Source organism: Paracoccus sp. SSK6, from assembly GCF_039770665.1.
GTDB lineage: Bacteria > Pseudomonadota > Alphaproteobacteria > Rhodobacterales > Rhodobacteraceae > Paracoccus.
On sequence record NZ_JBDPNJ010000098.1, the window covers coordinates 1 to 675 of the forward strand.

Below are 675 nucleotides of genomic sequence, written 5' to 3' on the forward strand. Positions count from 1 at the left end.
TCTCGAAATCAATCTCGCTCGCAGGTTAGCGGCTTTCCTGTCAGGGAAGGTTTCTGTATTGCGGCAGGCAAATGAGGAGACCGTCATGGACATCAACTATAACGACCTGTCACTCGAGCAGCTGAAAGAGATCAACAAGAAATCAGCCGCAGCCATTGCTGATTTCGAGACCCGCCGGAAAAAGGACGCCATTCAGAAGGCGACCGAAATTGCCAAGGCGGCTGGTTTTGCCTCGCTCGAAGACATGCTGGCCGCTCAACCCGCCAAACAAAAGGCCGAGCCGAAATACCGCCATCCTGAAAACTCTGAGCTGACCTGGAGCGGTCGCGGCCGCAAGCCCGGCTGGATTATCGAGGCTCTGGACGCTGGAAAATCGCTGGACGAGTTCGCAATCTGATTGGGGCGTTATTCTTGGGGCTTGCACCCGATCACGCGTGCAAGCTCCAGTTCAACAAGTCCGTTCGGTCGGGGTGTTCAATTAAGTCCGGTAAGCTAAACCTGGCTTGCGCTCAGCACATCACGGCACATCGCTTCGATCGTTTCTTCGGACAGAGCATCAGGATCAAAGGCCCCGCCGATATCGTGACGGGCAGCAAGGTCACCGCCCAGCTTAGAAGTCTCGGCCAGTTGCATACTCGACTGCCCGCATAAACGCGTCTCTATTGGACCTGCCAA

At 55.6% G+C, this 675-nt stretch carries 2 protein-coding genes; one reads left to right on the forward strand and one right to left on the reverse strand.

Translation table 11 applies throughout. The annotated features are described in order from the left end of the window. The coding region (locus AAIL68_RS17540; protein ID WP_347141068.1) for an H-NS histone family protein at positions 1-397 on the forward strand (397 nt) is incomplete at its 5' end. Between the two features lie 95 nt (positions 398-492). On the opposite strand, the gene AAIL68_RS17545 is transcribed toward AAIL68_RS17540, so the two are convergent. Continuing rightward, positions 493-675 (reverse strand): hypothetical protein (locus tag AAIL68_RS17545; protein WP_347141069.1); only part of this gene is annotated, 183 nt, incomplete at its 5' end.